General features: G+C 63.7%; 24 protein-coding genes and 2 tRNA genes. 14 read left to right on the top strand and 12 right to left on the bottom strand.

The features are described 5' to 3' along the window. Positions 1-46 precede the first annotated feature (46 nt). On the top strand, positions 47-424 hold the full coding sequence (locus ISM_RS08475; protein WP_009813725.1) for a DUF2237 family protein: 378 nt from the start codon (positions 47-49) through the stop codon (positions 422-424). On the opposite strand, the gene ISM_RS08480 is transcribed toward ISM_RS08475, so the two are convergent. Beyond that, positions 421-1,449 carry a YcjF family protein gene (locus ISM_RS08480; protein WP_009813726.1) on the bottom strand — a complete coding sequence of 343 codons (1,029 nt, stop codon included), beginning with the start codon at positions 1,447-1,449 and terminating at the stop codon, positions 421-423. The two genes, ISM_RS08475 and ISM_RS08480, sit on opposite strands and share 4 nt — an antisense overlap. Further along, complete coding sequence (locus ISM_RS08485) at positions 1,446-2,861, bottom strand: YcjX family GTP-binding protein (RefSeq protein WP_040618403.1); 1,416 nt, start codon at positions 2,859-2,861, stop codon at positions 1,446-1,448. Before ISM_RS08485 ends, ISM_RS08480 begins: the two co-directional genes overlap by 4 nt. Positions 2,862-3,011: 150 nt before the next feature. On the opposite strand from ISM_RS08485, the gene truA reads away from it, so the two are divergent. Continuing rightward, positions 3,012-3,788: a tRNA pseudouridine(38-40) synthase TruA gene (gene truA, locus ISM_RS08490; protein ID WP_009813728.1), complete on the top strand. Its 777-nt coding sequence runs from the start codon at positions 3,012-3,014 to the stop codon at positions 3,786-3,788. Positions 3,789-3,869: 81 nt separating this feature from the next. Here the strand turns inward: truA and ISM_RS08495 are convergent, their stop codons facing one another. From ISM_RS08495 to ISM_RS08510, 4 genes are all read right to left on the bottom strand, one after another. Further along, complete coding sequence (locus ISM_RS08495; RefSeq protein WP_217622869.1) at positions 3,870-4,430, bottom strand: LysM peptidoglycan-binding domain-containing protein; 561 nt, start codon at positions 4,428-4,430, stop codon at positions 3,870-3,872. 289 nt (positions 4,431-4,719) lie between these two features. Next, positions 4,720-5,994: a bifunctional folylpolyglutamate synthase/dihydrofolate synthase gene (locus ISM_RS08500; protein WP_009813730.1), complete on the bottom strand. Its 1,275-nt coding sequence runs from the start codon at positions 5,992-5,994 to the stop codon at positions 4,720-4,722. Next, positions 5,991-6,962: an acetyl-CoA carboxylase, carboxyltransferase subunit beta gene (gene accD, locus ISM_RS08505; protein ID WP_009813731.1), complete on the bottom strand. Its 972-nt coding sequence runs from the start codon at positions 6,960-6,962 to the stop codon at positions 5,991-5,993. Before accD ends, ISM_RS08500 begins: the two co-directional genes overlap by 4 nt. An 82-nt stretch (positions 6,963-7,044) precedes the next feature. Continuing rightward, positions 7,045-7,938: a CPBP family intramembrane glutamic endopeptidase gene (locus tag ISM_RS08510; protein WP_198011657.1), complete on the bottom strand. Its 894-nt coding sequence runs from the start codon at positions 7,936-7,938 to the stop codon at positions 7,045-7,047. Positions 7,939-8,049: 111 nt separating this feature from the next. Between ISM_RS08510 and ISM_RS08515 the strand changes: the two genes are divergently transcribed. Beyond that, a tRNA-Arg gene (locus ISM_RS08515) sits at positions 8,050-8,126 on the top strand. 65 nt (positions 8,127-8,191) lie between these two features. Here the strand turns inward: ISM_RS08515 and ISM_RS08520 are convergent. Continuing rightward, positions 8,192-8,713: a hypothetical protein gene (locus tag ISM_RS08520; protein ID WP_009813733.1), complete on the bottom strand. Its 522-nt coding sequence runs from the start codon at positions 8,711-8,713 to the stop codon at positions 8,192-8,194. Positions 8,714-8,890: 177 nt separating this feature from the next. Here ISM_RS08520 and aroA point away from each other — a divergent pair, with 177 nt between their 5' ends. Beyond that, a complete protein-coding gene (aroA, locus tag ISM_RS08525; RefSeq protein WP_040617970.1) occupies positions 8,891-10,147 on the top strand; it encodes a 3-phosphoshikimate 1-carboxyvinyltransferase in 1,257 nt (418 codons plus the stop codon). Between the two features lie 9 nt (positions 10,148-10,156). Here the strand turns inward: aroA and ISM_RS08530 are convergent, their stop codons facing one another. Continuing rightward, entirely contained in the window at positions 10,157-11,182 is a 1,026-nt protein-coding gene (locus ISM_RS08530; RefSeq protein WP_009813735.1) for a LacI family DNA-binding transcriptional regulator, read from the bottom strand. A 135-nt stretch (positions 11,183-11,317) separates the two neighbouring features. Here ISM_RS08530 and ISM_RS08535 point away from each other — a divergent pair. After that, positions 11,318-11,394, top strand: a tRNA-Arg gene (locus tag ISM_RS08535). A gap of 143 nt (positions 11,395-11,537) precedes the next feature. Here ISM_RS08535 and ISM_RS08540 read toward each other — a convergent pair. Beyond that, on the bottom strand, positions 11,538-12,203 hold the full coding sequence (locus ISM_RS08540) for a 50S ribosomal protein L25/general stress protein Ctc (protein ID WP_040617971.1): 666 nt from the start codon (positions 12,201-12,203) through the stop codon (positions 11,538-11,540). A gap of 200 nt (positions 12,204-12,403) precedes the next feature. Here ISM_RS08540 and ISM_RS08545 point away from each other — a divergent pair, with 200 nt between their 5' ends. Then, positions 12,404-13,264 (top strand): MBL fold metallo-hydrolase, encoded by an 861-nt coding sequence (locus ISM_RS08545; RefSeq protein WP_254655671.1) that lies wholly within the window; start codon positions 12,404-12,406, stop codon positions 13,262-13,264. Positions 13,265-13,277: 13 nt separating this feature from the next. On the opposite strand, the gene ISM_RS08550 is transcribed toward ISM_RS08545, so the two are convergent. Further along, entirely contained in the window at positions 13,278-14,441 is a 1,164-nt protein-coding gene (locus ISM_RS08550; protein ID WP_009813738.1) for an alpha-hydroxy acid oxidase, read from the bottom strand. Between the two features lie 64 nt (positions 14,442-14,505). Further along, the gene (locus ISM_RS08555) at positions 14,506-16,389 is read right to left on the bottom strand and encodes an SLC13 family permease (protein WP_009813739.1); all 1,884 of its coding nucleotides are present in this window, start codon (positions 16,387-16,389) and stop codon (positions 14,506-14,508) included. A 182-nt stretch (positions 16,390-16,571) separates the two neighbouring features. On the opposite strand from ISM_RS08555, the gene ISM_RS17725 reads away from it, so the two are divergent. From ISM_RS17725 to ISM_RS18260, 3 genes are all read left to right on the top strand, one after another. Continuing rightward, the gene (locus ISM_RS17725; RefSeq protein WP_156783351.1) at positions 16,572-17,606 is read left to right on the top strand and encodes an AraC family transcriptional regulator; all 1,035 of its coding nucleotides are present in this window, start codon (positions 16,572-16,574) and stop codon (positions 17,604-17,606) included. A 50-nt stretch (positions 17,607-17,656) separates the two neighbouring features. After that, entirely contained in the window at positions 17,657-18,547 is an 891-nt protein-coding gene (locus ISM_RS08565; protein WP_009813741.1) for an alpha/beta hydrolase, read from the top strand. 129 nt (positions 18,548-18,676) lie between these two features. Next, the gene (locus ISM_RS18260) at positions 18,677-18,886 is read left to right on the top strand and encodes a hypothetical protein (RefSeq protein WP_156783352.1); all 210 of its coding nucleotides are present in this window, start codon (positions 18,677-18,679) and stop codon (positions 18,884-18,886) included. A 33-nt stretch (positions 18,887-18,919) separates the two neighbouring features. Here the strand turns inward: ISM_RS18260 and ISM_RS08570 are convergent, their stop codons facing one another. Next, complete coding sequence (locus ISM_RS08570; RefSeq protein WP_083780917.1) at positions 18,920-19,528, bottom strand: TlpA family protein disulfide reductase; 609 nt, start codon at positions 19,526-19,528, stop codon at positions 18,920-18,922. Between the two features lie 34 nt (positions 19,529-19,562). Here ISM_RS08570 and argH point away from each other — a divergent pair, with 34 nt between their 5' ends. The 5 genes from argH to ISM_RS08595 all read left to right on the top strand — a co-directional run bounded on the left by argH (position 19,563) and on the right by ISM_RS08595 (position 26,413). Then, complete coding sequence (gene argH / locus ISM_RS08575) at positions 19,563-20,954, top strand: argininosuccinate lyase (protein ID WP_040617972.1); 1,392 nt, start codon at positions 19,563-19,565, stop codon at positions 20,952-20,954. Then, positions 20,951-21,130, top strand: a complete 180-nt coding sequence (locus tag ISM_RS08580; RefSeq protein WP_009813745.1) for a hypothetical protein — start codon at positions 20,951-20,953, stop codon at positions 21,128-21,130. The genes argH and ISM_RS08580 overlap by 4 nt, the downstream gene beginning before the upstream one ends. Positions 21,131-21,237: 107 nt before the next feature. Beyond that, the gene (locus tag ISM_RS08585) at positions 21,238-22,431 is read left to right on the top strand and encodes a sugar-transfer associated ATP-grasp domain-containing protein (protein ID WP_040617973.1); all 1,194 of its coding nucleotides are present in this window, start codon (positions 21,238-21,240) and stop codon (positions 22,429-22,431) included. A gap of 96 nt (positions 22,432-22,527) precedes the next feature. After that, complete coding sequence (lysA, locus tag ISM_RS08590; protein ID WP_009813747.1) at positions 22,528-23,793, top strand: diaminopimelate decarboxylase; 1,266 nt, start codon at positions 22,528-22,530, stop codon at positions 23,791-23,793. 37 nt (positions 23,794-23,830) lie between these two features. After that, a complete protein-coding gene (locus ISM_RS08595; protein ID WP_009813748.1) occupies positions 23,831-26,413 on the top strand; it encodes a TIGR02302 family protein in 2,583 nt (860 codons plus the stop codon). Positions 26,414-26,476 lie beyond the last annotated feature (63 nt).

Genomic DNA, 26,476 nt, shown 5'->3' on the forward strand with positions numbered 1-26,476 from the left:
GCGGCAGCGCCGCCATCGCCTAGACTGCCCCAAGGAGGCGCGCGCCATGATCGAGAAAGACCCACCCGTCAACGTACTCGGGTCCCCCCTGACCGCCTGTTCCACGGGCGATCCCGTCACCGGCTTTTTCCGCGACGGCCATTGCAACACCTGCACCCAGGATCAGGGCAGCCACACGGTCTGCGCCCTGATGACGGCCGAGTTTCTGGCCTATTCCAAATATGTCGGCAATGACCTGAGCACGCCGCGCCCGGAATACGGTTTCGCCGGTCTCAAACCGGGCGATCAATGGTGCCTCTGCGCTGCCCGCTTCCTGCAGGCCCATGACGAAGGCTGCGCCCCGCAGGTCCGTCTTTCGGCCACCCATGCGCGCGCACTCGACATCGTGCCGCTGCATGTTTTGAAAGAACATTCAGATACTTAAGACCCGCCAAACAGCCCGGTCAGCGCCCGTTTCACCAGCCCCGTCACCGATGGCCGCTTGAGCCGTGTGAAGGGCAGGGGGCGGCACACTTCCATCGCCGCCACGCCCACGCGCGCCGTCAGCGCCCCGTTCACCACGCCCTCGCCAAACCGCCGCGAGAGCTTGGACAACACGCCGCCGCCCGCCACCGAACTGATGAGATCATCGCCAATCGCCACCGCCCCGGTGGCCACCAGATGGGTCATCACCGCCCGGGTCAGACGCCAACTGCCGAGCGTCCCGGCCCGCCCGCCATAGACCTCGGCAATCCGCCGGATCATCCGGATATTGGCGGTGAGCGCCGCCACCACATCGGCCAGCGCCAGCGGCACAATCGCCGTCACCGTCGCCACCTGCCGCGCCGCCGCCTCGATCTCGGCCCGCGCCGCCGCATCAAGCGGCGCCATGAGCTCGGCCTCGGCCAGCCCGAGCAAATCCGCCGCATCGAACTGATCGCCCTGCCGCTCGCTGAGCCGCGCCCGAGACCAGCGCAGATCCTCCCGCGCCGCATAGAGCGTATCGAGCCGCGCCACCACCTGCCGCGCCGCGCCAAGGTCCTGATCGACCAGCGCCGTCTCGGCCATATGGTGCAACCGGTCCATCCGCCGGAGCCGCGCAAACCCCGCCAGCTCGCGCAGCGCAATCGCCAGCAAAACAACGAGAAACGCCAGCAATAGCGCCGTGACCGCCATCCCCAAAAGCGGCATCCGATCGAGCAGCGAGGTGACGAAATCCCACGCCGCCACCGACAGGATCACCCCCAGCAACGTGCCCAAAAGCCCCCAGAACCAGCGGCCAAGCCGCGACGGCTTGCGTGCGGCCAGGGTCGCCACGGTCTGCATCGCCCGCCCCTCGGGCAGCGGCGCCTCGGGGTCGGGCACGGCGGGGGCCTCATCGGGGCGCGCCCCCGGTCCCGCCTCATCGCCCAGCTCAAAGAGGATCGGGCCTTTGCGGGGCTTGCCCTCCGGTGTCGGTCTCTCACTCACAGTCGATCCCCCAGCAGGAATTGCGCCGCCCGGTCGAGCCGGATATGCGGCGGCCCTTCACCGGGCTTGAGATGCAGCGGCGCCGGCGCGAATTTCATGATCTCGTAATCGGCATCGAGCCAATGCTCGGCCCCCGATTGCGCCGCGCTCAACAGGCGCTGCGGGCTCTCGGGCAGCTCTCCGGGGTAAAACGCCGCCTGCTTGCCGGTGCCAAGCAGCGTCCCACGCACACAATCGAGCGTCTCACCGCCATGCTCGCGGCGTTCCTCCACCGTGGCGCGCAATGCGGCAATCGCCATCCCGGCGGTCTCGACCCCGGCGAAATCCGCCCGCGACCGCGCCTTGCGGGTCAGCTCTTCGATGATCGCGGTGAGCCGCCCGTGCTGGCTGTGATGCAGATGGTCCGCCTTGGTGGCGGCAAAGAGGATTTTCTCGACCCGCCGCCCCATCAGGAGCCGCGACAAAAAGGAATTCGCCCCGGGCCGAAACGCCTGCAGCACCTCGGTCATCGTGGTCTGAAGATCGGCCATCGCACGCGGCCCGGCATGGATCGCCTCGAGCGCATCGACCAGCACGATTTGCCGGTCGATCCGCGAAAAATGATCCCGGAAAAACGGCGTGACGATGCCGCGCTTATAGGCGAGGTAGCGCCGCTCCATCTCGCGCCAGAGGCCGCGCCGCGCGGGCCGCTCTTCGGGCGGCAGCGGCGCAAAGGTGAGCGCGGGCGACCCGGCCATGTCACCGGGCAGCAAGAACCGCCCCGGGCTGAGCCCCGACAGGCCAAGCGCGCGCCCCGCATGCAGCGTCTCGGTATAGCTTTCGGCCAGCGCCTTGATCTGCGGCTCGTCCCAGGACGCATTGGCCTCCGCCGCGCGGGCCTGGGCCAGGTATCCCGCCCCATCCTCGCGCGTGGCAAGCGCCGACAGCACGCTCTCGGACCATTCGCCATAGCTCTTGTCGAGCAGCGCCAGATCAAGCAGCCATTCGCCGGGATAATCCACGATGTCGAGATGCACGGTGCGCGGCCCGGTCAGCCCCGCCAAGAGACCCGAAGGCCGCACCCGCAGCGACAGCCGCAGCTCGGAGATCGCTCGCGTGCCGCTCGGCCAAGTCGGCTCTGGCCCGGTGAGCGCGGCAAGATGGCTCTCATAATCAAAGCGCGGCACGGTGTCGTCGGGCTGTGGCTGCAGGAAGGCCGCCGAAATCCGCCCCTCCGAGGCCGCCAACAGCCCCGGCATCCGCCCCCGGTCAAGAAGATTGGCCACCAGCGAGGTGATGAACACGGTCTTGCCCGCCCGGCTGAGCCCGGTGACGCCGAGCCGGATCACCGGCTCGAAAAACGTCTCGGACAGCGTGTCGCCGACATTCTCGACCCCGCGCGTCACTGTGTCTGCCAGCGTGGATATGACCAAACCGCCTGCCCCTTTGTGCATGTTCTGCGGGGTGTACCCCCCTGTCCCGTCAAGATAGTGCGCCCGCCCCCGCTGATCTAGGGGGTGGATCGGGGGCAATTCCCCCGTGAAACGCTTGGCGCACCGGCAAAATTGGGCTAAGCGCCGCCCATGCCCAGATATGCGTTGAAAGTTGAATATCACGGCGCGCCCTTTGCCGGTTGGCAGCGCCAGAAGGATCAGCCCTCGGTTCAGGGGGCGATCGAGGCCGCGCTGTCGGCGCTCGAACCGGGCGCGCATACCATTGCCGCCGCCGGACGCACCGACGCGGGCGTCCATGCGCTCGGTCAGGTCGCCCATTGCGATCTGCGCCGTGACTGGGACCCGTTCCGCCTCTCCGAGGCGCTGAACTACCATCTCAAGCCCGCGCCGGTGGCGATCACCGCCTGTGCGCCGGTGGCCGAGGATTGGCACGCGCGCTTCTCGGCGCTGGAGCGGCGCTACCTGTTTCGGCTGCTGACACGTCGCGCCCCGGCGACCCATGACGCGGGTCTCGTGTGGCAAATTCCGCACCGACTGGATACCGACGCAATGCAGACGGCCTGCCGACATCTCGTTGGGCGGCATGATTTCACCACCTTCCGCTCGTCGATCTGTCAGGCGGCAAGCCCGGTCAAGACGCTGGACGAGCTGACAATCACCGAGCATGAGGGCGTATCTGGCTGGGAAGTAAGGTTTTTTCTCCGCGCCCGCTCCTTCCTGCACAATCAGGTGCGCAGCTTTGTCGGGACGCTCGAACGCGTCGGCGCCGGCCGCTGGTCACCCGACGACGTCAAAGCCGCCCTCGACGCCCGCAACCGCGCCGCCTGCGGCCCCGTCTCGCCCCCCCACGGGCTCTATCTGGCGGGGGTGGAATACCCCGAAGATCCCTTCGCGGATCAAGACTAACCCCTTGAAATGAAAGGGGGCCGTTGAACCGGCCCCTCAGTCACACCTGCCATGGAACTTGGCGGGTTATCTCCAGCTGCTCTACTCGCTTGCCTGCAGTGTCGCCGGAAGGATCAGCCGCTGCCCGACATGTAACCTGTCGGGGGCCGCGAGCCTTTCCTTATTGGCGTGGAAAATGTCGTGCTGGGCCTCGGTGACGCCATAGAACCGATATGCAATCGATGCCAATGTGTCGCCCGCGGCCACGATGTAAGTGTCCTGTCCGAACTCGTTGATCCCGGCCTCGACCCAAAGCGTTTCAAACTCGCCGCTCTGTGCCGGATCCCGCGCGCCCCGCTGGGACGCCTCTCTAATCAACTGATCTATATATATTTCTTTCCGATCACGGGCGGCGGTCTTGGCCGCGTCCAGCGCAGCGTAGCCGGTGCCGTATTCCGTATTCTCGCGCCGGGTCTCGGCCGAGAAATGATCGAGTAGCCCAAACCCCACCGCATCCGGATCGACCGCCGATTGATCGAGCACCGGGGCCTCGGCCCGGGTTCGGGCCGGGCGCGCTGCAAACTCATCCGTGGTCAGTCGTGTGACCGAAATGGCCGAGTCAAGCTGTTCGGGTTGCCGTGGATCGGGCGTCTGGGGGCGCATAAAAACAAGGAGAAGACCAGCCGAAAGCCCAAGCGCAAGAAGCACGGGGCGCTTCACGTCCAGGCCTCCGGCAGGGCGGACGCACGGGAAAATCGCACCGCCCGCCAGCTGCTGCCAGCGGCGAGGAGTGGGCTTTGCCTGTGTCGAGATGAGACCCTGGTCACGGCCCCGATGTCCCCCAATGTCCTTGTGCCACGACCCAAATCTGCGGGAGGCACTGTGACTGCTGAACAACATATAGGCGAATCACCGCGAATCGGTCAATAGAAACCGATTCGCGCGTTTCGGATTAAGCGTTCTCGCGCAGGACGTGCCCCGCGAGATAGAGCGAGCCGCAAATGAGGATGCGCGCCTCGGGTGCCTTGTCCGCAATCTGCGCCAACGCGTCCTGCACCGATGCCGCCACCGTCGCGCCAAGCGCCACCGATTGCGCCGCCACTGCCGTGGCCTCAGCCGAGAGCGTGTTGGCCTCGCCGGGGATGGACACGGCATAGAGATGCTCGGACACCTGCCCCAGAGGGCGCAGATAACCGGTCACATCCTTGGTGTTGAGCATCCCGCAAATGAGATAGGTGGGCCGCTCCGGCAGCCGCGACAGGTGCCGCCCGAGCGCCTCGCCCGCCGCCGCATTATGCCCACCGTCGAGCCAGAGCTCGGCCTCGGGCACCAAAGCGGGCAGGGGGCCTTCGCTCAGCCGCTGCATCCGCGCGGGCCATTGCGCCTGGCTGACCGCCGCCTCCTGTGCCGCAGCATCGAAGCCAAGATGGCGCAGCGCCGCCAGCGCCGCCCCGGCATTGTCGAGCTGATGCGCGCCCGGAAGGTTCGGAAGCGGCAGATCGGCCAGCCCGTTATCATCTTGGAACACAAGGCGCTCGCGCTCTTCGCTCACATGCCAGTGCTGGCCTTGGGCAAGCAGCGGCGCGCCGTTGCGGGCGGCCACCTGTTCGATCACGGCCAGCGCTTCTTCGGGCTGCGGCCCGACGACACAGGGCACGCCCCGCTTGATGATCCCGGCCTTTTCCCCGGCGATCTTGGCCAGAGTATTGCCGAGAAACTGCTCATGGTCGATCGACACCGGGGTGATCACGGTCAGGGCAGGCTTGGCGATCACATTGGTCGCGTCGAGCCGCCCGCCAAGCCCCACCTCGAGCAGGGTGAAATCCGCCGGGGTCCGTGCCATGGCGAGGATCGCGGCGCAGGTTGTGATCTCGAAATAGGTGATGCTCTCACCACCATTGGCGGCATAGCATTCATCGAGCACTGCGGTCAGATCCGCCTCGGAAATGAGGTGTCCCGCGAGCCGGATACGTTCGTGAAACCGCGCCAGATGCGGCGAGGTATAGGCATGAACACGCTTGCCCGCCGCCTCGAGCCCGGCCCGGATCATCGCCTGGGTCGAGCCCTTGCCATTGGTGCCGGCGATATGGATCACCGGCGGCAGATCGTCCTGCGGATTGCCCAGCGCCTCAAGAAGCCGCCAGACACGGTCGAGCGTCAGATCGATGATCTTGGGGTGCAGGGACATCATCCGTTCGAGGATGACATCGGATGTGGCCGCGCTCATTTCTTCTTGGGCTCGGCGGGCTTGGCCGCCTCTTCCTTGGCGGGTTTGTCCTTGGCCGTGGTGGGCTTGGCAGCCGCCTCGTCCGGGGAGGGCGCGGGCAGATCCCCCGCCACCGCAGGCGGTTGGCCAAGCAGCATCCGGGTGATGGTGATCAGCTCGTCGCGCAGCTCGGTGCGCGGTGTCACCCGGTCAAGCATGCCGTGATCGAGCAGATATTCGGCCCGCTGGAAGCCTTCGGGCAGCTCTTCGCGGATCGTCTGTGCAATCACACGCGGCCCGGCAAAGCAGATGAGCGCATTAGGCTCGGCAATCTGCACATCGCCCAGCATCGCATAAGAGGCGGTGACCCCACCGGTCGTCGGATGGGTCAGAACGACGATATAGGGCAGGCCCGCCTCTTTGAGCATCTGAACCGCGACCGTGGTGCGCGGCATCTGCATCAGGCTCAGGATGCCCTCTTGCATGCGCGCGCCACCGGCTGCGGAAAACAGGATAAGCGGGCGTTTGAGTTTCACCGCTTCTTGGGCGGCGGCAATGATCGCATTGCCCACATACATGCCCATCGACCCAGCCATGAAGGTAAAATCCTGGGCTGCGGCAACAATCGGGGTGCGCCCGATTTCACCCGCCGCCACGAGAATCGCTTCTTTCTCGCCAGTGGATTTCTGCGCCGCTTTCATCCGGTCGGGATAGCGTTTCTGGTCGCGGAACTGCAGCGGGTCGACCGTCGGGCTCGGCACGGCGATCTCGGCAAAGACGCCACCGTCGAACAGACCCTCAAAGCGCTCGCGCGGGGTGATGTTCATATGGTGGCCGCAGCTCGTGCAAACCTGAAGATTGTCCTTCAGTTCACGGTGGAACAGCATGGTCCCGCAGCTGTCGCATTTGGACCAGAGGTTCTCCGGCATCTCACGGCGCGAGAAAATCGAATTGATGCGCGGCCGCACATAGTTCGTGATCCAGTTCATGAAAGCTCGGTCCCTGACGTTTTCATTGCCCCGCACATAAGACCCGTGGAGGCGAATTGCAATTCTTGCTGTGACGTAGCGTTCATCTGCGCAAAGCCAGCCGCGCAACCAGCCACAAACAGAATGTAATGAGGATTTCTTGCGGAACCCAGTCCCAGATGAGTGTTGGATCGTCCAGAGGCCGCGCCACGACAAAGAGCGCCGCCCCATCGAGATAGTCAGCCTGCGAGACGATGCCGATGGCATAGAGATTGTTGATCAGATGCATGGCGATGGCCGGGCCCAATGTCCCGGCCCGCGCGGTCAGATCCGCCGCGGCCAACCCGAAAAGCGCCGACCATGCGGTGATCAGCCAGGCGTTCGGCCCCATGAGGTCCGGTTGATGGTGGAGAAAACCGAAACAGATCGAGGGCAGGATCAGCCAGACCACCGCAGGCGCCCCGCGGGCCGCAAGTTGGCTCTGGAAATAGCCCCGAAACACAAGCTCTTCTGCGGAGACCTGCACAAAAAGCCCGATCAAGAGCGGCGTGAGCAGCACAAGCCAGCTGCCGAGGGGGATGTTGGGCTGAAGGGGATAGTCCGGGTCACTCGGCACAAGGGACACGAGGGCAAAGAGCAGGGCAGAGTAGAAAAAGACCCGCCCGCCCTGCCGCAGCGCGACCGGCAGCGAACCGATCAGACCCAACAGGCTGCTGCGCCGGTGAAACAGCCAAAGCACGGCCATCAGCGCGAAGATATAGCCCAGAAAGGTGAACAGAAGCAGGATCAGCGTCAAAGGCGACCGGCCCTCGGCGAGCTCGTTCACGCCGCGTGGCAACAGCCCCAACCGCGAGAGCCCATCGGCCATTCCCACCGCAAGCGAGGTGTTGAGGACAAGGCCGAGCACAACAAAGACCAACAGGCCGATACAGAACCGCGCCCACCCTCCCGACGCGCGCGCGGGATGAAGCAGGCGATCATACGCAACATATTTCATGACCATGACAGTACGACCGTCGCCCCAAGGCCGCAATCTCTGAAAGCCATGCGCGAAACGCTGATTTGACTTTGATCTCCGCCGCATCCCCGGCTATTGCTGCGCCCAAGCGGTCCCGTAGCTCAACTGGATAGAGCAGCTGACTTCTAATCAGCAGGTTGAGGGTTCGAGTCCTTCCGGGATCGCCAAGCAAACCACTCAGAGGCAATGCGCGGGAACTGCAATGTCCTGCAATTTGTCGCCAGCCCCTATGTCAGGGCTCGCCAATGAAATACTGGCTCTCTGACGCGATAAAGCAGGTTTCGCGTGTCAGGCGGGGAAAGCCCTTGCCCGGAGATTTGAGGTGCTGGGGCGTGATCCCCTCTGCGCAGGGCGGGATCTGAGCGGGGCGGTAGCCCAGATCGGCCATACACTGGTTCTTGGCGGCTCGTCGCAGGCCCGCATTCGCATCGTAGGAATAGGTGTTGCCGCCATAGATCACGGGCGGGGTGATGCTGCATCGCGTTTGCCCGCCGACCTGACGGCAATAGCTGCGTCCAGGGACGGCATAGGTCGGGGTGGTGCGGATCTGGGTGTTTTGCGGCACCCGTTGCGTGGCCTCGATCGTGCAGTTGAGATCGTCGCGCTTGATCGTCTCAGGCGTCGCACCCGCCTTGTAGGCCGCAAAGCCAAGCGGCTTGCCGGCCTGATAGAGCTGACCGGGGCTTTGATCAACGGTACAGCCAATGAGCGTCAGCACCGCGCCGCAACACCAAGCTATCGCCTTGAGCCGCATCTCCACCACTCCTCACCAAGGGACCGTTCACAGCATAGGGAATTAGAGAGCGATCACCGACTGATTACAAGGGCGTGCGGATATCAAGGGTGAAACCGGCCAGAGATTGCCCCGGCGCGGGGATCGTGCCAGACAGGCGCAGGACCCTGCCTCAGATATGCCCAAGAGATCACCGCCATGACACGTGACACAGCCACACTCACCCCGCCTGCCGAACCGCTCACCGGGGCGGTGACTTTGCCGGGGTCGAAGTCAGTTACCAACCGGGCGCTTCTGGTGGCGGCGCTGGCGCAGGGCACGAGCACGCTCACCGGGCTTTTGCGCAGCGACGACACGCGCCACATGATGACCGCGCTGCGGCAAATGGGGGTGGAGATCGAGGAGCTGAGCGAAACCTCGTTGCGGATCACCGGGCAGGGCGGTTTGCGCCAGCCCGACGCGCCGCTCTTCCTCGGAAATGCGGGCACGGCGGTGCGGTTTCTCACCGCGGCGGTGGCGCTTGTCGACGGGCCGGTGACGATCACCGGCGACGAACATATGCAGAATCGCCCGATTGCGCCCCTGATCGACACGCTGGTGAGCCTCGGGGTGGCGGCCAAGGCACCCACCGGCTGCCCCCCGGTCGAGATCATGGGCACGGGCGCGTTTCGCACCGGCGATGTCACGGTCAGCGGCGCGCTGTCGAGCCAATATATCTCGGCCATCATGATCCTTGCGGCCATGGCCAAGGACGAGACCCGCATTCATATCGAGGGCGGCAAGATCGGCGCTGTGGGCTATTTGCAAATCACCGCCGCCGTGATGCGCGCCTTTGGCGCCGAGGTGAGCTTTCCGGCCGAGAACCGGATTGTCATCCAGCCGGGCGGCTATCGCGCGGCCGATTACGCTATTGAGCCGGACGCCAGCGCGGCGACCTATCTTTGGGCGGCTGAGGTGCTGACCGGGGGCGAGATCGACACCGGGGCCGAGCCCGCGTCGATGAACCAGCCAGATGCAGCGGCCCACGCCCTGATCGCGGCCTTTCCCGATATGCCGGCTGAGATAGAGGGGTCCCAAATGCAGGACGCGATCCCGACACTGGCGGTTCTGGCCGCGTTCAACACGCGCCCGGTGCGGTTCACCGGGATTGCCAATCTGCGCGTGAAGGAATGCGACCGGGTCGAGGCGCTGCGCGATGGGCTAACCCGCATTCGCGCCGATTTGGCGACGGTAGAGGGGGACGATCTGATCGTTCATGCCGACCCCGCCCTTTCGGGGCAGACGCAGCCCGCGCGGATCGACAGCTATGCAGACCACCGCATTGCCATGTGCTTTGCCCTGGCCGGGCTGCGCATCCATGGCATTACCATCGAAGACCCGGATTGCGTGTCCAAGACCTTTCCGAACTATTGGGCGGTGCTGGAAAGCCTCGGGGTCGAGATCGCCTTTACCTGACGCGCGCCGTCACGGACGGCGCAGCGTATCGCCATAGCTGATCGTCGGTTCCAGAACGATGCGCTCGGGCTCGGTCCGGTCCGGGTTTTCGACGCGCCGCGCGATGATCTCGGCGGCCTTGATGCCGATTTCTTTGCGGCAGGCGTCCATGGTCGCCAATTCACGCGGAAGCCCCTTGAGCAGGCTCACCCCGTTGAACCCGGCAAGCCCCATCCGCCCCGGAATGTCGACGCCCTGCTCGAGCAGGTAGAGAAGCCCGCCCGCGCCGATCAGATCGTTGGAATAATAGAGGAAGTCCAGTTCCGGCTCGCGTGCGAGCATGGCCTGGGTCATCTCGCGCCCCTTGGCGAGGGCGGAGCCGCCGGAATAAAATTCGCGATCCATGATCTCGACGCCTTTCTTGGCGAGCGCCTCGGTAAAGCCCTCGAACCGCTTTCTGGCCCGATGGTCGCGCGGCATCTTGGTGCCGAGAAAGCCGATATTCTGATAGCCGCCCTTGAGGATCGCCTCGGCCATCTTCTGCCCGGCGCGGCGATGCGAAATGCCCACCACCGAATCCACCGGCGTGCCATCCACATCCATGATCTCGACCACCGGGATGCCCGATGCCTTGAGCATGGCCTGCGAGGCCTCGGAATGTTCGAGCCCGGCGATGATCACGCCCGACGGCCGCCAGGAGAGCATCTCGTAGAGAACCTTTTCCTCTTTTTCGCGGCTGTAATCCGTCAGTCCGACGACGGGCTGCAAAGGCGTGTCGTCGAGCGCCTGGCTGATCCCGGTCATCACCTCGGGAAAGACCATGTTCGACATCGACGGGATGATCACCGCGACAAGATTGACCCGCTGGCTGGCCAGTGCGCCGGCAATCTTGTTGGGCACATAGCCAAGCTCCTTGGCCTTCTCCAGCACCCGTTCGCGGGTGGCGGCAGAGACGTCGCCGCGATTGCGCAGCACCCGGCTTACCGTCATCTCGGAGACGCCAGAGGCCTCGGATACATCGCGCAGGGTAAGCGGGCGGTTGTCTGATCGGGCCAAGGCAGTCACCTTTCTGGAAATGCTTGGAAAATGTTATCGCGAACGGTGGCTGTGGATCAAGCGTCACAGAGAGCCGCGATAGTGGTCAATCGCCCGGTGACATTCTCGCCACGCCCGGCTATGGATCGGGACAACGGCCCCGTGGCTCAACTGGATAGAGCAGCCCCCTCCTAAGGGGCAGGTTGCAGGTTCGAATCCTGCCGGGGTCACCATATTCACCCAATTTCACCCAATGCCGATCCTCGCCGCACAGTCTTGGCGCAATCCTTGATCGAGTGCCCCGGCCCAAACGCAAACGCGGCGCCCGAGGGGCGCCGCGTTCTCACTGTCCCAATGAGGGAAGCGCGGGTGGGGCTTATTCTTCGCCGCCTTCTGCCGCGTCTTCAGCCACTTCGGTGGCTTCTGTGCTTTCTTCTGCATCATCCTCTTCGTCTTCCTGCGATTTCAGGCTCGACGGAGCCGAAACGTTGCAGATCACGAAGTCACGTTCGATGGTCGGCTTGGCGCCTTTCGGCAGGTCGATCATCGAGATGGTGATGGTGTCGCCGATGTTCTCGATCTTGGTCAGGTCGACTTCGATCGCGTCGGGGATGTCGCCGGCGGTCACGATAAGTTCGATCTCGTTCCGCACCGTGGTCAGCACACCGCCTTTTTTGATCGCGGGGCACTCTTCTTCGTTGGTGAAGTCCAGCGGAATGAAGAGGTTGATCTTGGTGGTGCGGCGCAGGCGCATCAGGTCGAGGTGCGTCGGCAGGTCTTTGACCACGTCGCGCTGCACGTCGCGGCAGATCACGCGGACGTCTTCTTGGCCTTCAACCTTGAGGTTGAACAGGGTCGACTTGAAGCGACCGGCCTTGAGGCGCTTGAACAGCTCGTTGAACGGGATGTTGATCGGCAGGGGTTCTGCGTCGCCACCGAAAACGATACCCGGAACCATGCCTTCGCGGCGTGCTGCACGAGCGGCGCCCTTGCCCGTCCCCGTGCGTTCCTGGGCGTGAAGATCAGGAATTGATCCAGCCATGTGTATTCTCCATCTACATAGGGCGGGACTCCTCCAAGGCTGTAGTCCCGCGTGAAGCCGTGCCGATAGTCCAATTTACCCCTTTTGAAAAGGGATATTCCGCCTTGCGGGGGCAAATTGATCTGCGATCATCGCGCTTGAGCCGGAATGAGGCGTCGACACGAGCGGTGCGGCGTGCGGCAAGGCCGGGGCGAGGGGAGATGATTCGGATGTTTGATGTGGCGCTCTTGGGGGTAAAGGGCGGGCCTGCGATTGCGCCCGGCTCGAACATGCCGGCCTCGAACCTGTTGCGGATTGGCGAGCGGGTGATACTGGTCGATGCGGGGCTCGGGGTGACGCGCGGCCTCTGCGATCAGGGCGTTCATCCGCGCGAAGTCGATACGATTCTCATCACCCATCTGCACAGCGACCATTACCTCGAACTGGGGCCGTTTCTGCACACGGCTTGGGTTGGCGGGCTGACCCGGCCGGTGCGAGTGATCGGGCCACGGGGCCTTGGGGCCTATTGGAAGGGGTTCCTCACCTCCATGAGCTTTGACATCGATCTGCGGATCGAAGACGAGGGGCGCTGTGATCTCGCGGGTTTGGCGCAGATCGAAGAGATGTCGGAAGGCAGGCTATTTGACGATGGCGGGCTGTGCATCGACGCGCTGCGCAATCATCACCCTCCGATTATTGAGAGCTATGCCTTGCGGTTCGAAGCGATGGGCAAGCGCGCGGTGCTCTCGGGTGACACGGCCTCTTTTGAGCCGCTGATCGCCTTCGCGCAAGGGGCTGATCTGCTGGTGCATGAGGCATTGCTCGAGGCGGGGGTTGATGCGCTCTGCGCCGGGCTGAACCTGACCGATGGGCGGCTCAAACGGCATTTGATGCAAAGCCATACCACCGCGCAGGAGGCCGGACGCATTGCCAGCCTCGCCGGGGTTGATCATCTGGCGTTGACCCATTTCGTGCCGGGAGCCGACCCGTCCCTGACCCCCGCCCTCTGGGAGGCGGCCGTGCGCGAAACCTGGCAGGGACGGCTTAGCCTGGGGCGGGACGGGATGCGGATCGCGGTCTGAACTTGGTCTCGGGTCAGAGCCACTTGTCCGAGAAATCGCGCGGGATCATCAGGATGTCGCGATCCACGGTCTTGATGTCCCGGTGACCGCAAAAGGCCATCGACACATCGAGCTCTTTGTGGATGACCTCAAGCGCGCGGGTCACACCCGCCTCGCCCATCGCGCCCAGCCCATAGACAAAGGCCCGCCCGATATAGGTGCCCTTGGCCCCCATGGCGACGGCCTTGAGCACGTCCTGACCCGAGCGGATGCCGCTGTCGAGATGAACCTCGATCCGGTCGCCCACCGCATCCATGATCCGGGGCAGGGCGCGAATGGCGCTCAGCGCGCCGTCAAGTTGCCGCCCACCATGGTTCGAGACGATGATCGCATCGGCACCCACGTTCAGCGCCTCGAGCGCGTCGCGCTCGTCGATGATCCCCTTGATGATCAGCGGCCCGTCCCACATCTTGCGGAAGGTGCGAATGCGGTCCCAATCAAGCGAAACGTCAAAGGCCTCGGCGGTCCAGGAACTCAGCGACGAGGGATCGGTGACCCCCTTGGCATGGCCCACGATATTGCCGAAAAAGCGCCGCTTGGTGCCGAGCATCCCGAGCCCCCAATGCACCTTGGTCATCATGTTGGCGACAGTCTTGGGCGTGAGCTTCGGCGGCGCGGAGAGGCCGTTCTTGATGTCCTTGTGGCGTTGCCCCAGCACCTGCAGATCGACGGTGATCATCGCGGCCGAACATTGCGCGGCCTTGGCCCGGTCGAACAGACGCTGCATGAAATCGTCGTCCTTGAGCGTGTAGACCTGAAACCAGAATGACTTCTCCGTATGTTCCGCCACATCCTCGATCGAACAGATCGACATTGTCGAGAGGGTGAAGGGCACACCGAAAGCCTCCGCCGCGCGGGCGGCCTTGATCTCGCCATCGGCGCATTGCATGCCTGTGACCCCCACCGGCGCCAGCGCCACCGGCATAGAGACGTCCTGTCCGATCATCTGGGTCCGGGTCGTGCGGTTGCCCATGTCGACCGCGATCCGCTGCCGCAGCAGAAGCTCAGAGAAATCGGTTGTGTTGGCGCGAAAGGTCTGCTCCGTCCAGCTGCCGCTTTCGGCGTAATCATAAAACATCTTGGGCACGCGCCGGCGATAGATGCGTTTGAGATCGTCAATATTGGTGATCACCGGCATGGTCGGACCCTTCTGGCAAAATCTGGTTAGGTTTTGTTACCGGTTGGGGGCGGGGCGGTCAAACTCAGAAGACGATATTGAGCATGACCATCGACACGACGAGGAACAGCAGCGTCATGATCCCGCCCGAGCGGATGAAGTCGGTGACCTTATAGCCTGCAGGCCCCATGATCAGCGCGTTCACCTGATGGGTCGGGATGATAAAGCTGTTCGATGTCGATATCGCCACGGTGAGCGCAAAGACCGCCGGGTTGGCGCCCGAAGCCACGGCAATCGACACCGCAAGCGGCACCAGCAGAACCGTCGCGCCGACATTCGACATAACCAGTGAAAATGCGGTGGCAAGGATGGCCACGCCCAATTGCAGCGACCAGATGGGCCAGCCGTCGAGCGCCACGAGAATCTGCTGGGCGATCCATTCGGCGGTGCCGGTGTTCTGCACCGCCTGACCCAACGGGATCAAGCTCGCCAAGAGGAAAACCGTGTTCCAACCCACCGCACGATAGGCCTCGTCGATGGACAGGACACGGCTCAGGATCATACCCACCGCGCCGGTGAGCAGGCAGAGCGACAGGCGCACATCGGTGAACAGGATCATCGCCAGCGAAATCAGGAAGAAGGTCAGCGCCCAGCCGACCTTGTGCGGGCGCAGTTCATCTTGGGGGAAATCGGCGGTGACCACGACGAAATCGCGATCCCGTTTGAGCCGCATCAGATTGTCCCAGCGGGTGTGCGCCACGAGCATGTCGCCCGCCTGAAACGGCACGAGCCCGATGGCCGTCGGTTTGTGGTCGCCATATTCCACATGGCTGAGCGTATCTTCGCCGCGGTGGATCCCGAGCAGCGACAGCCCATAGGTCTTGCGCAGCAGGAGGTCTCGAGGGGATTTGCCGATGAGCTTACTATCAGGCGGGATCACCAGCTCGGCGATGCCGGCATTGGTGGGCGCAAACTCCTCTGCAAAGACATCCAATTCGGGCCGGATGGTTAATCCGTAACGTATGGCGAAATCGCGGACCACGGTTTCCTTGCCGATGATGGCGAGACGGCAGGGGGCGGCAATTTCGGCGGTAAGGATCTGCACCATCGAAACCTTGCCGCGATAGAATGTTGAGATGATGTAGAGATTGTTCCTGAGGTTTATATCCGCCAGGATCTCTCCCACCAGGGGGCTGAATTCGGGAACATCGACCTCGAACACCTGCGCCCTGAGCCCATAGACCCGTTCCAGATAATCCGACGTGCCATGCCCGGCCCCGGCGTCCGGTTTCGCACCCGAGCCGGGCAGGACGTAGCGACCGAGAAAGAAGAAATAGGCAATGCCGGTCAGGATCAGCGCCGCGCCGATCGGGGTGACCGAAAAGAGGCCGAAAGGCGCCATCTGCTGATCCGCAGGCAGGCCCTTGTTGGCGGTGTCGATCAGATCGTTGAGCAGGATGAGCGGCGACGAGCCAACCATCGTCATCGTGCCGCCGAGGATCGCGCAAAAGCCCATCGGCATCAAAAGACGCGACAGCGGGATGCCTGTGCGCGCCGAAATACGGCTGACCACCGGCAGGAAAAGCGCCGCCGCGCCTACGTTTTGCAGGAAGGAGGAGATAAAGCCCACCGTGCCCGACACGATGGGCATGACCCGGGTCTCGGAATTGCCGCCGCGCTTGAGGATCTGCGCCGCGACCTTGTTCATGATGCCGGTCTTGTCGAGCCCGGCCCCCACGATCATCACCGCGATGATCGAAATCACCGCGTTTGAGGCAAACCCGTCAAAGAGCCGGTTCACATCGGCCAGATTGCCGAGACCGGGCACGTAACTCAGGATGCCGATGATAACGAGAACAAGGATCGCCGCGAGATCGACGCGAATGATTTCCGTCACGAAGAGAAACACCGTGAACGCAAGCGCCGCCATGACGACGCCCATCTCGAGAGTGAACACAACCGGGTCCATACACACCTCCCACTTTACCTCTCCAGTCTGCGGGCAAAAGCGGCAGCGGTCAAATTTTTCGCAAGTGGGGGCGGCGCTTGGCGGACTGCTCGATTCCTTGAATAGCACTCGATTTCCAAAAATTGACGAGAGTGGAGGGGGATTCGGGCTATACTGATCGCGGGTGGACAAAGGAGCGGGCTGTGCCAGCGGAACTGGATCTGATGCTGCGGGGGGCAGTGATCAGCATTCCCTTGATGAAATTCTATCTTGTCTGGGCAAACCCGGCCACGCGCCGAAAATCCTGGTCATTGGGGGCGCTCGCGCTCAGCCTTGCCGCGCATTTGGCGCTGGCCCCGGCGATCAGCGGCGACTGGCCGGAGCCTGCACGCCAAGCCACCGAGATGGTCACCGCTCTCCTGCCGCTGGTTCTCACATGGTTCGTCCTCGACGTGTTTCTCGACCGGCCCGAGCGCCAAGCAATTGCCGGTCCGGCCTTTGGGCTCGCGGGGATCGTGGCGCTGGCCTGTCTGTTCGATCTGGGGCCGTGGTATGTGCAGGCGCTTCCCATGCTGCTGCTCTATGCCGGGCTGATTGCCGTGTTGATGCACAGCGGGCGCGGCGATCTGGTCGAAGGTCGGCGCGGGTTTCGGGTGATCTTTGCCAGTCTCATCCTCGTCTATGCCATCGGCTGGCGGATGATCGAGATCCTGCACCTGCCGGGGCTGCCGCCGCCTTGGATGGACACGGGCCATGTGGCGTTTCTCTTCGTGATGATGATGGTCTTTGCCGGGCGGGCGCTCGAACCCGGTCATGATCTTTGGGCAGAGGACGCTCCGCGCGACCCGGTGCCTGCCGCCGACGTGGTGGCGGCGGATGCCATGCTGGTCACACGGGTGCGGACCGCCATGGAGGGCGAGCTGTGGCGGCGCGAAGGGCTGACCATTGGCGGCATGGCAGAAGAGCTCGGCGTGCCGGAACATCGCTTGCGCAAGGCGATCAACCGCGATCTGGGGTATCGCAACTTCCCCGCCTTCGTGAACGGCTATCGGATCAATGCAGCCAAGGCGGCGCTGCTGGCGCCTGAAAACCTCGACAAGACGATCCTCGAGATTGCCTATGATTGCGGCTTTGCCTCGCTTGCCCCGTTCAACAAAGCGTTTCGCGCCCTGACCGGTCAGAGCCCTCGGGATTACCGGCGTGATAGGCTCGAGAATGACGCGGCGGTCCTCGCCTGATATAGAGGGCCTGAGTGAACCAGAGTCACGAGTGCGCGAGGGATAAGCCGATGAAGTCCATTGAAGCAGGATGTCTCGACATCCATTACCATGAGATTGGGCCAGAAACCGGCGATCCCGTCATTCTCTTGCACGGGTTTCCCTATGATGTGCGGGCCTATGACGAAGTGGCCGAGACGCTCGCCGATCGCGGCTATCGCTGCTTTGTGCCCTATCTGCGCGGCTATGGTCCGACGCGGTTTCTGTCACCCGACCGGATGCGGTCCGGTCAGCAGGCGGCGATCGGTGCGGATTTGCTGGCCTTCATGGATGCGCTGGGGATCGAGCGGGCCTTGCTTGGCGGTTATGACTGGGGCGGGCGGGCGGCCTGTATCGTCGCCGCTCTCTGGCCCGAGCGGGTGCGCGGATTGGTCAGCTGTGGCCAAGGCTATAACATTCAGGACATCGCCAACGCCTGGCAGCCGGCCCCGGCCGAGGAAGAGGCGCGCTATTGGTATATCTATTATTTCCAGACCCGGCGCGGGCAGGAGGCGTTGATCCGCAACCGCGCAGAGCTTTGCCACCATATCTGGTCGATCTGGTCGCCGAGCTGGGAGTTTGGGGCCAAGACATGGGAGGCGACCGCGCCCTCATTCGACAATCCCGATTTCGTCGATATCGTGCTGCATTCCTATCGGCACCGTTTGGGCGATGTGCCGGGCGATCCGGCCTATGACGAGATCGAGGCGCGCTTGGCAAAACAGCCCAAGATCACCGTGCCCAGTGTCGTGCTGCTCGGTGGCGATGACGGGGTCGATCCGCCGACAGAGGACGACCCCTGCCGCGAAATGTTCACCGGGGCCTATGCGCGGCATATCCTGCAAGGCGTCGGCCACAACCTGCCGCAAGAAGCGCCAGAGGCCTTTGCCGCGGCGATTGAGGCGCTGGCTGATGCGACCTAGCGCGCGGGCGCTCGATTCTCGAAAATCCTGTGCGATTCCGAACAATGCGGCGCAATTTCGAAAGCGACGAGAGGCGGCAGGCGTCGCGCGGCTAAGACCCCCTATCAGATCATTTAGGGGAGAAAAGTTATGTCGCGATTCGCATTTGTTCTTTTGAGCGCAGGTCTGGTGGGTGCCTCACCTGCTCAGGCATTCCTGACAGAGCCAAGCCTGCCGGTCATGTGGCCCGAAGGCTCGTTCATCGGTCCGGCAGATGACGCGGTCACCCGCGACAACACCCTGTCGACGTCGGATCGGGGCACGGTGGCCAAGCCCGTGACCGAAGACCGCGACCGCTAAGGACGGTCCGCCCCCCAAACGGTCCCTACCGTCTTACTGAGCGATCAGCGTCTCGATCATGGCGCGGGCGCTGGGGCTGTCCCATTCGGCATCGCCCAGCATGCGCGCGATCTCGCGCCCATCTCGGTCGACCAGCACGCTCACCGGAAGCCCCGCCACCCCCATGGCGCGGGCCACCACCTGTTTCGGGTCGCGGTGCAGCGGCAGGTTGTCGACACCGATCTCGGCAAAAAACGCCTTCATCGCGGGCGGCGGGTTGCGGCCCGTGGCGATGGTCAGCACTTCGAAATTCTCACCGCCATACTCGGACTGCAGCGTCGCCAGCATCGGCATTTCCTTGCGGCAGGGCGCACACCACGTGGCCCAGAAATTCACCAGCAGATATTTCCCCTGATAGTCGGCGAGCGTCGCCTCGCCGCCCTCTTCCGTGAGGAAGATCGCCTCGGGCACGGGTTTCGCCGCGCTGTGGAAGGTCAGCTTTTTCATCGAGCCGTCGAGCAGGGCTTGCATCTCAGCGGGCTCATGGCCCAACGGCGCGCCATCGACGGAGGCCGCGTCACCCGTGTCGCGCAGGGCGAGGAATGCCACCGCTGCAATTGCACAGAGGCCAAGGGCGATATACAGGAGGGCGGAACGAGACATAGGCGAAAGTCCTCTTGGCGAAAGGTCCGATATTATGACGCAAAAGTCCTCGAACCAGATGTGGGGCGGCCGGTTTGCCGCCGGCCCTGATGCGATCATGGAGGCGATCAACGCCTCCATCGGGTTTGACAGGCGCATGGCGGCCCAGGACATTGCCGGATCGCGCGCCCATGCGGCGATGCTCGCCGCCGCTGGTATCGTCTCAGATAGCGATGCCGAAGCGATGAGGGAAGGGCTGCTCACCGTCTTGTCAGAAATCGAAAGCGGCGAGTTCAATTTCTCGACCGCGCTCGAAGATATCCACATGAATGTCGAGGCGCGGCTCAAAGAGGTGATCGGTGCGCCCGCAGGCCGTTTGCACACGGGCCGGAGCCGCAATGATCAGGTTGCGACCGACTTCAAACTCTGGGTGCGCGATCAACTCGATGCGGTCGACGGCGCGTTGCAGGCGCTGATGCGTGCGCTTGTGTCGCAGGCCGAGGCGGGCGCCGATTGGGTGATGCCGGGCTTTACCCATCTGCAGACCGCCCAGCCGGTGACCTGGGGCCATCACATGATGGCCTATGTCGAGATGTTCGGCCGCGATCTGGGCCGGGTGCGCGACGCGCGGGTGCGGATGAACGAATGCCCCCTGGGCGCGGCGGCGCTGGCGGGCACGTCCTTTCCCATCGACCGCGAGATGACCGCCCGCGATCTGGGCTTTGACCGGCCCTCGGCCAATTCGCTCGATGCGGTGAGCGACCGCGATTTCGCGCTCGAGTTCCTCTCGGCGGCTTCGATCTGCGCCATGCATCTGAGCCGGATGGCCGAAGAGCTGGTGATCTGGTCCTCGGCGCAGTTCCGTTTCGTGACATTGAGCGACCGGTTCTCGACCGGCTCGTCGATCATGCCGCAAAAGAAGAACCCCGACGCGGCAGAGCTTATCCGGGCCAAGATCGGGCGTATCTTCGGGGCCAATGTGGCGCTGATGACGGTGATGAAAGGCCTGCCCTTGGCCTATTCCAAGGACATGCAGGAAGACAAGGAGCAGGTCTTCGACGCGGCCGACAACCTGATGCTGGCACTGGCGGCGATGGAAGGCATGGTCAAGGACATGAGCGCCAACCGCGAGAGCCTCGAAGCGGCGGCGGGCAGCGGGTTTTCCACCGCCACCGATCTGGCGGACTGGCTGGTGCGGGTGCTCGACATGCCGTTTCGCGATGCCCATCACGTCACCGGCGCGCTGGTGGCGATGGCCGAGGGCAAAGGCGTCGATCTGCCGGATCTGAGCCTTGCCGATATGCAATCGGTGCATTCGGACATCACCGGTGATATATTCGACGTGCTCGGGGTCCATAATTCGGTGGCCTCGCGGACAAGCTATGGCGGCACGGCCCCGGTGCGGGTGCGCGAACAGGCCGCCCGCTGGAAGGAGATACTGGGATGAGAGCGCTTGGCCTTCTGGCCCTGCTGACAAGCCTCGCAGCCTGTGGCGCGGATGGTGAACCCGTCCGCCCCGGCATCAACGCCACCATCGGCGTCGGCAGTGGCGGCGTCCATGGCGCCACCGAAGTCACGGCGAGCCGGGGCAACTGGTCCTTCGGTCTCGGCCTCGGGGGGTGATCCTAAAGCGTGGTCAATCCGGTTTGATTATTGCGGATTGTTGCCCAATTTCGAACAAATTCACAGGCTACATTCTACCTAACCCCTAGAATGGCGCAGGAGTGAAAATGTCGGATACTGTACTGGAGGCAACTCTTCTCGAGAAAGCGAAGAAGCCCAAATCCCCCGCGGCTGAACTCATCGTAGAGGTGGCGCGCGAACATAAAGTAAGCCCGTTCCGGCAGATGCGCGAAATGCTGAGCCTGAACTTCGGATCAACCAAGCTCAGTTTCGACGAATACTACAGCAATGGCGTTTACCACCCAGATTTGAACTCTGCGCAGAAGCGTCAATTTGTTGGCGAAAAGGGCAGCTATAAGCTCAACTGCCGCCTCTCGCCGCTGAAAATGACCCTGCGCGCGCGAAGCCTAATCAGCGACAAGGTCCTCTATTCCGCGCTCATTAAATCTTTTGGGTTCTCCACGACGCGCACGCAAGCCGCCCTGTCAAAGCACCGGTCGCATGGGAATATCACCACTTTGCGCAGCGCGCAGGATTTGTCCGCATTTCTGCGACAGGAAGCACGCTATCCGCTCTTTGTGAAACCCACAGTCGGGTCTGGCAGCGTCGGGTCGGCCCTCATCACCTCTTATGATGAAGGCCTCGACGAAATCATCATGGCGAATGGCAGCCAGGCGCCGGTCTCAGATTTTGCCGAGACGGTCGCAAAAGACTATGGCTCCGGCTTTTTGCTGCAGGACGCGGTGGCTCAGCACCCTGACCTGTCCGATGTGATCGGTCAGGCCGTGGGCACGCTTCGCATTGCGACGGTTTTCGCCGAGGATGGCGCACCTCATGTGCTTTATGCCTTGTGGAAAATCCCGTCGCCCGACGCGATGTCGGACAATTACTGGCAAAGCGGCAGCATGATCGCCGAGCTCGATGCGACGACCGGCGAAATCCAGCAATGTCGTCGTGGGGCCGGGCCGTCGCGCGAAGAAGTGCTGACCCATCCGGTCAGTGGGCGTGCCTTTCGGGGGTTGAAGATCCCCCACTGGGACAAGGTGATCGAGATCACAACCCAGGCGCATCAGCTGTACCCCAATTTCGGCGTGTTCGGCTGGGATATTGCCGTGACCGAGGATGGACCTCTGATCATCGAGTGCAATGCCAACCCGCATCATATGCTCTATCAGCTGGCGACCGGACGGGGCATCTACAACGAAGATTTCGCCCCTGTTTTGGATCAGGTGATTGACCGCTCAAAGCGCCTTCTCTCTGAACTGACTGCGGAGCGGAAAGAAGAGAAAAAGAAGCATTGAGCTCGACCTGAGTGACAAAGGGCAGGCCTGATTGCTTCGGCGCGGGCCTGCCGTTTTCCATTGATCCGCCACGGGTTTCGCCGTAATCGCGAGCCTATGGATCATTTTCTCTATCGCGACGGCGAGCTTTACGCCGAAGATGTCCCGGTGGCCGAGATTGCGGCGGCCGTGGGCACGCCTTTCTATGTCTATTCCACTGCGACGCTGGAACGGCATTTCCGTCTGTTCGACGAGGCGCTGGAGGGGATAGACCATCTCGTCTGCTATGCGATGAAGGCGGCGAGCAATCAGGCCATTCTCAAGACTTTGGCGCGGCTCGGGGCCGGGATGGATGTGGTGTCGGGCGGCGAATATGCCCGGGCGATTGCCGCAGGGGTGCCGGGCGACAGGATCGTCTTTTCCGGTGTCGGCAAGACCCGAGACGAGATGCGCGCGGCCCTGACCGGCGGCATCCGCCAGTTCAACGTCGAGAGCGAGCCGGAGATGGCGGCGCTCAACGAGGTGGCGCTCGAGCTTGGGACGCGGGCGCCGATCACCGTGCGGGTCAACCCGGATGTGGATGCCAAGACCCATGCCAAGATTGCCACCGGAAAGAGTGAGAACAAATTCGGCATCCCGATTGCCCGTGCCCGCGACGTCTATGCCCAGGCGGCGGCGATGCCGGGGCTCGAAGTCATTGGGATCGATGTGCATATCGGCAGCCAGCTTACCGATCTCGAGCCCTTCCGCCTTGCCTATCGCAAGGTGGCCGAACTGACCGAGACCCTGCGCGCCGAAGGCCATGATATTCGGCGGCTCGACCTCGGTGGCGGGCTCGGCATTCCCTATGCACGGGGCAATGAGGCACCGCCGCTGCCGGTGGAATATGGCAAGATGATCAAGGAAGAGTTGGGCCATCTCGGCTGTGAGATCGAGATCGAGCCGGGCCGTCTTGTGGCCGGGAACGCGGGGCTGATGGTGAGCCGGGTGATCTATGTGAAATCCGGCGAAGATCGCGAATTCCTCATCCTCGATGGCGCGATGAACGATCTGATCCGCCCTGCCATGTATGACGCACATCACGATATCGTGCCGGTGGTCGAACCTCAGGCCGGCGCTGAACAACGCCCCTATGACGTGGTCGGACCGGTCTGTGAGAGCGGCGATACCTTTGCCAAAGGGCGCAACCTGCCGGTGCTGAACGCCGGGGATCTCGTCGCCTTTCGTAGTGCCGGGGCCTATGGCGCGGTGATGTCGAGCGAGTATAACACCCGGCCTCTCATCCCCGAAGTTCTGGTCCATGGGCATCAATTCGCCGTCATTCGGGCACGTCCGAGCTTTGACGAGATGATAAATCGCGATACCATCCCCGAATGGTTGTGACGCGATGGTCGCGTCACGCCGCGACCGTCGAGGACATATGCCGGATCTGCCCGAGACCGTGACGCGCCGCCTGCGGCTTCCCCTTGCCCTGACATGGGTGGGGATACTGGCCGAGCGCGTGGCGCGGTGTTTCTGGCCCCTGTGGTGCCTCTGCGCGGCTTTGCTGGGCGGTCTGATGCTTGGGCTGCAGGACGCGCTGCCTTTGGAATTTCTTTGGGTCTTGCTGGTGGGATCGGCTCTGGCGGCGTTGGGCTTGGCCGCTTGGGGCGCGTGGCGGTTTCGCTGGCCCCGCCGGGGCGAGGCGCTGGCGCGGATGGATGCGATGCTCCCACAGCGGCCGCTCGCGGCGCTGGCCGATCGGCAGGCGGTGGGGCGGGGCGATGCGGCGTCCGAGGCGCTCTGGGCCCGGCATCAAAGCCGGATGCAAGAGGCTGCGGCGGGGGCACGGTCCGTGCAGCCAGATCTGCGCCTGTCGCGCCGCGATCCCCATGGGCTGCGCTATATCGCGCTGTTGATCCTCGCGGTGGCGATGCTCTTTGGTTCGGCCTGGCGGATCGGCGATGTGCGTGATCTGCGCGGCACGGGTGCGGCGTTGGCGCAGGGACCGGTCTGGGAAGGCTGGATCGAGCCGCCCGCCTATACTGGCCTGCCGAGCCTCTATCTCGCCGATCAGGCCGAGGCTTTTGAGGTGCCCGAGGGCAGCCGGATCACCCTGCGGTTCTATGGCGAGCTTGGCGCGCTGAGCCTTGCCGAAACCGTCTCGGGCCGGACCGAAGACCTTGGCGCGGCGACCGATGCCGAGCAGAGCTTCGCACTGACCCAGAGCGGCGAGCTGCGCATCGACGGGCCGGGCGGCAAGGGCTGGGTCGTGGCCGTGCGCCCTGATCTCGCCCCGCAAATCGCACTGATCCCCGAAGAGGGGCGGACGAGCTTTGACGGCCAAATGCAACAAGTTTTCAAGGCGGTAGACGATTATGGCGTGACCGGTGGTCAGGCGATCATCCGCCTCGATATGGACGCGGTCGAGCGGCGCTATGGTCTCGCGACAGCGCCCGAGGCGCGCGAGCCGATCGAGCTTACCCTGCCGCTGCCCATCGCCGGTGACCGGGCCGAGTTTACCGAAACGCTGGTCGAGAACCTGTCCCAGCACCCTTGGGCGCATCTGCCGGTGACGATGACCCTCGAGGCCGAGGATGCGGCGGGGCAGACAGGTCAGAGCGCGGCATATGAGATGCCGCTGCCGGCGCGGCGGTTCTTTGATCCGGTGGCGGCGGCGGTGATCGAGCTGCGGCGCGATCTGCTCTGGTCGCGGGACAATGGCCGTCGCGTGGCGCAGGTGATCCGGGCCATATCTCACGCGCCGGAGGACAAACTGTTCCGCCCGGCCTCGGCCTATCTGCGGCTGCGGTTCATCCTGCGGCGGCTGGAGACGGCGATGGAAAGCGGCACCTTTACCGCCGAGCGGCGCGACCAGATTGCCGAGGCGATGTGGGAGCTTGCCGTGCTCATTGAGGATGGCGATATCGGCGATGCCTTGGCGCGGATGCAGCAGGCGCAGGAACGGCTCAGCGAGGCGATGCGCAACGGGGCCAACGAGGACGAGATTGCCGAGCTCATGCAGGAGCTGCGCGACGCCACGCAGGACTATCTCCGGCAGAAGATGCAGCAGGCCCAGCGCGACGAGGATCAGGGGCTCGACAGCCCGCAGCAAGACCGCAATGCGATGGAGCTGAGCCAGCAGGATCTGCAGGATATGATGGACAGAATCCAAGAGCTGATGGAGCAGGGCCGCATGGCCGAGGCGCAGCAGGCTTTGCAGGAATTCCAAGAGCTTATGGAAAATCTCCAGATGGCCGAACGCGGTCAGGGCGGGTCCGAGGGACAGGAGGCCATGGAGGGTTTGGCGGACACCTTGAGAGAGCAGCAGGGGCTGTCGGATCAGGCGTTTCGGGACCTTCAGGAACAGTTCAATCCGGGGGCCAATAGCGGCCAATCGGGGCAGAACGAAGGGCGCAGTGGCGGCGAGGGGCGCGGCCAGTCGCATGAGGGTCAGGGCGGCCGCGGCGAGGGCAGCGGTCAGACGCCGGGCAGCCAGCAGGGGCAGGGCGAGGGCCAGCCCTCGGGCCAGAGCGATCTGGCCGAACGGCAAGAGGCGCTGCGCCGTGAGCTGGAGCGTCAGCGCGGCAATCTGCCGGGCGGCGGATCGGCGGCGGATGAGGCCACGCGCGAAGCGCTCGACCGCGCGGGCGACGCCATGGAGGGGGCCGAAAACGCCTTGCGCAACAACGACTTGGCTGGGGCCATAGATCAGCAATCGCAGGCGATGGAGGCGCTGCGCGAAGGCATGCGCAGCCTCGGCGAGGCGATGGCGGAACGGCAGAACCAACAGCCCGGCGGGCAGGGCGAAACCGAGGGCGCGGCGGGGCAGCAACGGGCCGATCCGCTTGGCCGCGAGCCGGGATTTGGCCGCCATACCGGAACCCAGGACAATCTGCTTCAGGGCGAGGATGTCTATCGCCGGGCCCGCGAATTGCTCGATGAAATCCGCCGCAGATCGGGCGAGGGCGACCGTCCCGAGATTGAGCGGAATTATCTAGAAAGACTTCTCGACCGGTTCTGAGGTGCAAATTCGCACATCGGTAGGACGTCGGTATTGCGTCGGCAACACGACAGTGGCCAAATC

This window comes from Roseovarius nubinhibens ISM, assembly GCF_000152625.1.
GTDB classification, from domain to species: Bacteria; Pseudomonadota; Alphaproteobacteria; order Rhodobacterales; family Rhodobacteraceae; genus Roseovarius; species Roseovarius nubinhibens.

Bases quoted from the DNA above. Each gene is read 5' to 3' on its own strand.
- ISM_RS08510 (WP_198011657.1), bottom strand. From the start codon at position 7,938: ATGAAATATGTTGCGTATGATCGCCTGCTTCATCCCGCGCGCGCGTCG.
- ISM_RS08585 (WP_040617973.1), top strand. From the start codon at position 21,238: ATGTCGGATACTGTACTGGAGGCAACTCTTCTCGAGAAAGCGAAGAAG.
- ISM_RS08555 (WP_009813739.1), bottom strand. From the start codon at position 16,389: ATGGACCCGGTTGTGTTCACTCTCGAGATGGGCGTCGTCATGGCGGCG.
- lysA (WP_009813747.1), top strand. From the start codon at position 22,528: ATGGATCATTTTCTCTATCGCGACGGCGAGCTTTACGCCGAAGATGTC.
- ISM_RS08475 (WP_009813725.1), top strand. From the start codon at position 47: ATGATCGAGAAAGACCCACCCGTCAACGTACTCGGGTCCCCCCTGACC.
- ISM_RS08595 (WP_009813748.1), top strand. From the start codon at position 23,831: ATGCCGGATCTGCCCGAGACCGTGACGCGCCGCCTGCGGCTTCCCCTT.
- ISM_RS08545 (WP_254655671.1), top strand. From the start codon at position 12,404: ATGATTCGGATGTTTGATGTGGCGCTCTTGGGGGTAAAGGGCGGGCCT.
- ISM_RS08520 (WP_009813733.1), bottom strand. From the start codon at position 8,713: ATGCGGCTCAAGGCGATAGCTTGGTGTTGCGGCGCGGTGCTGACGCTC.
- accD (WP_009813731.1), bottom strand. From the start codon at position 6,962: ATGAACTGGATCACGAACTATGTGCGGCCGCGCATCAATTCGATTTTC.
- ISM_RS18260 (WP_156783352.1), top strand. From the start codon at position 18,677: ATGTCGCGATTCGCATTTGTTCTTTTGAGCGCAGGTCTGGTGGGTGCC.
- argH (WP_040617972.1), top strand. From the start codon at position 19,563: ATGACGCAAAAGTCCTCGAACCAGATGTGGGGCGGCCGGTTTGCCGCC.
- aroA (WP_040617970.1), top strand. From the start codon at position 8,891: ATGACACGTGACACAGCCACACTCACCCCGCCTGCCGAACCGCTCACC.
- truA (WP_009813728.1), top strand. From the start codon at position 3,012: ATGCCCAGATATGCGTTGAAAGTTGAATATCACGGCGCGCCCTTTGCC.
- ISM_RS08500 (WP_009813730.1), bottom strand. From the start codon at position 5,994: ATGAGCGCGGCCACATCCGATGTCATCCTCGAACGGATGATGTCCCTG.
- ISM_RS08550 (WP_009813738.1), bottom strand. From the start codon at position 14,441: ATGCCGGTGATCACCAATATTGACGATCTCAAACGCATCTATCGCCGG.
- ISM_RS08540 (WP_040617971.1), bottom strand. From the start codon at position 12,203: ATGGCTGGATCAATTCCTGATCTTCACGCCCAGGAACGCACGGGGACG.
- ISM_RS08565 (WP_009813741.1), top strand. From the start codon at position 17,657: ATGAAGTCCATTGAAGCAGGATGTCTCGACATCCATTACCATGAGATT.
- ISM_RS08570 (WP_083780917.1), bottom strand. From the start codon at position 19,528: ATGTCTCGTTCCGCCCTCCTGTATATCGCCCTTGGCCTCTGTGCAATT.
- ISM_RS08580 (WP_009813745.1), top strand. From the start codon at position 20,951: ATGAGAGCGCTTGGCCTTCTGGCCCTGCTGACAAGCCTCGCAGCCTGT.
- ISM_RS08495 (WP_217622869.1), bottom strand. From the start codon at position 4,430: ATGCGCCCCCAGACGCCCGATCCACGGCAACCCGAACAGCTTGACTCG.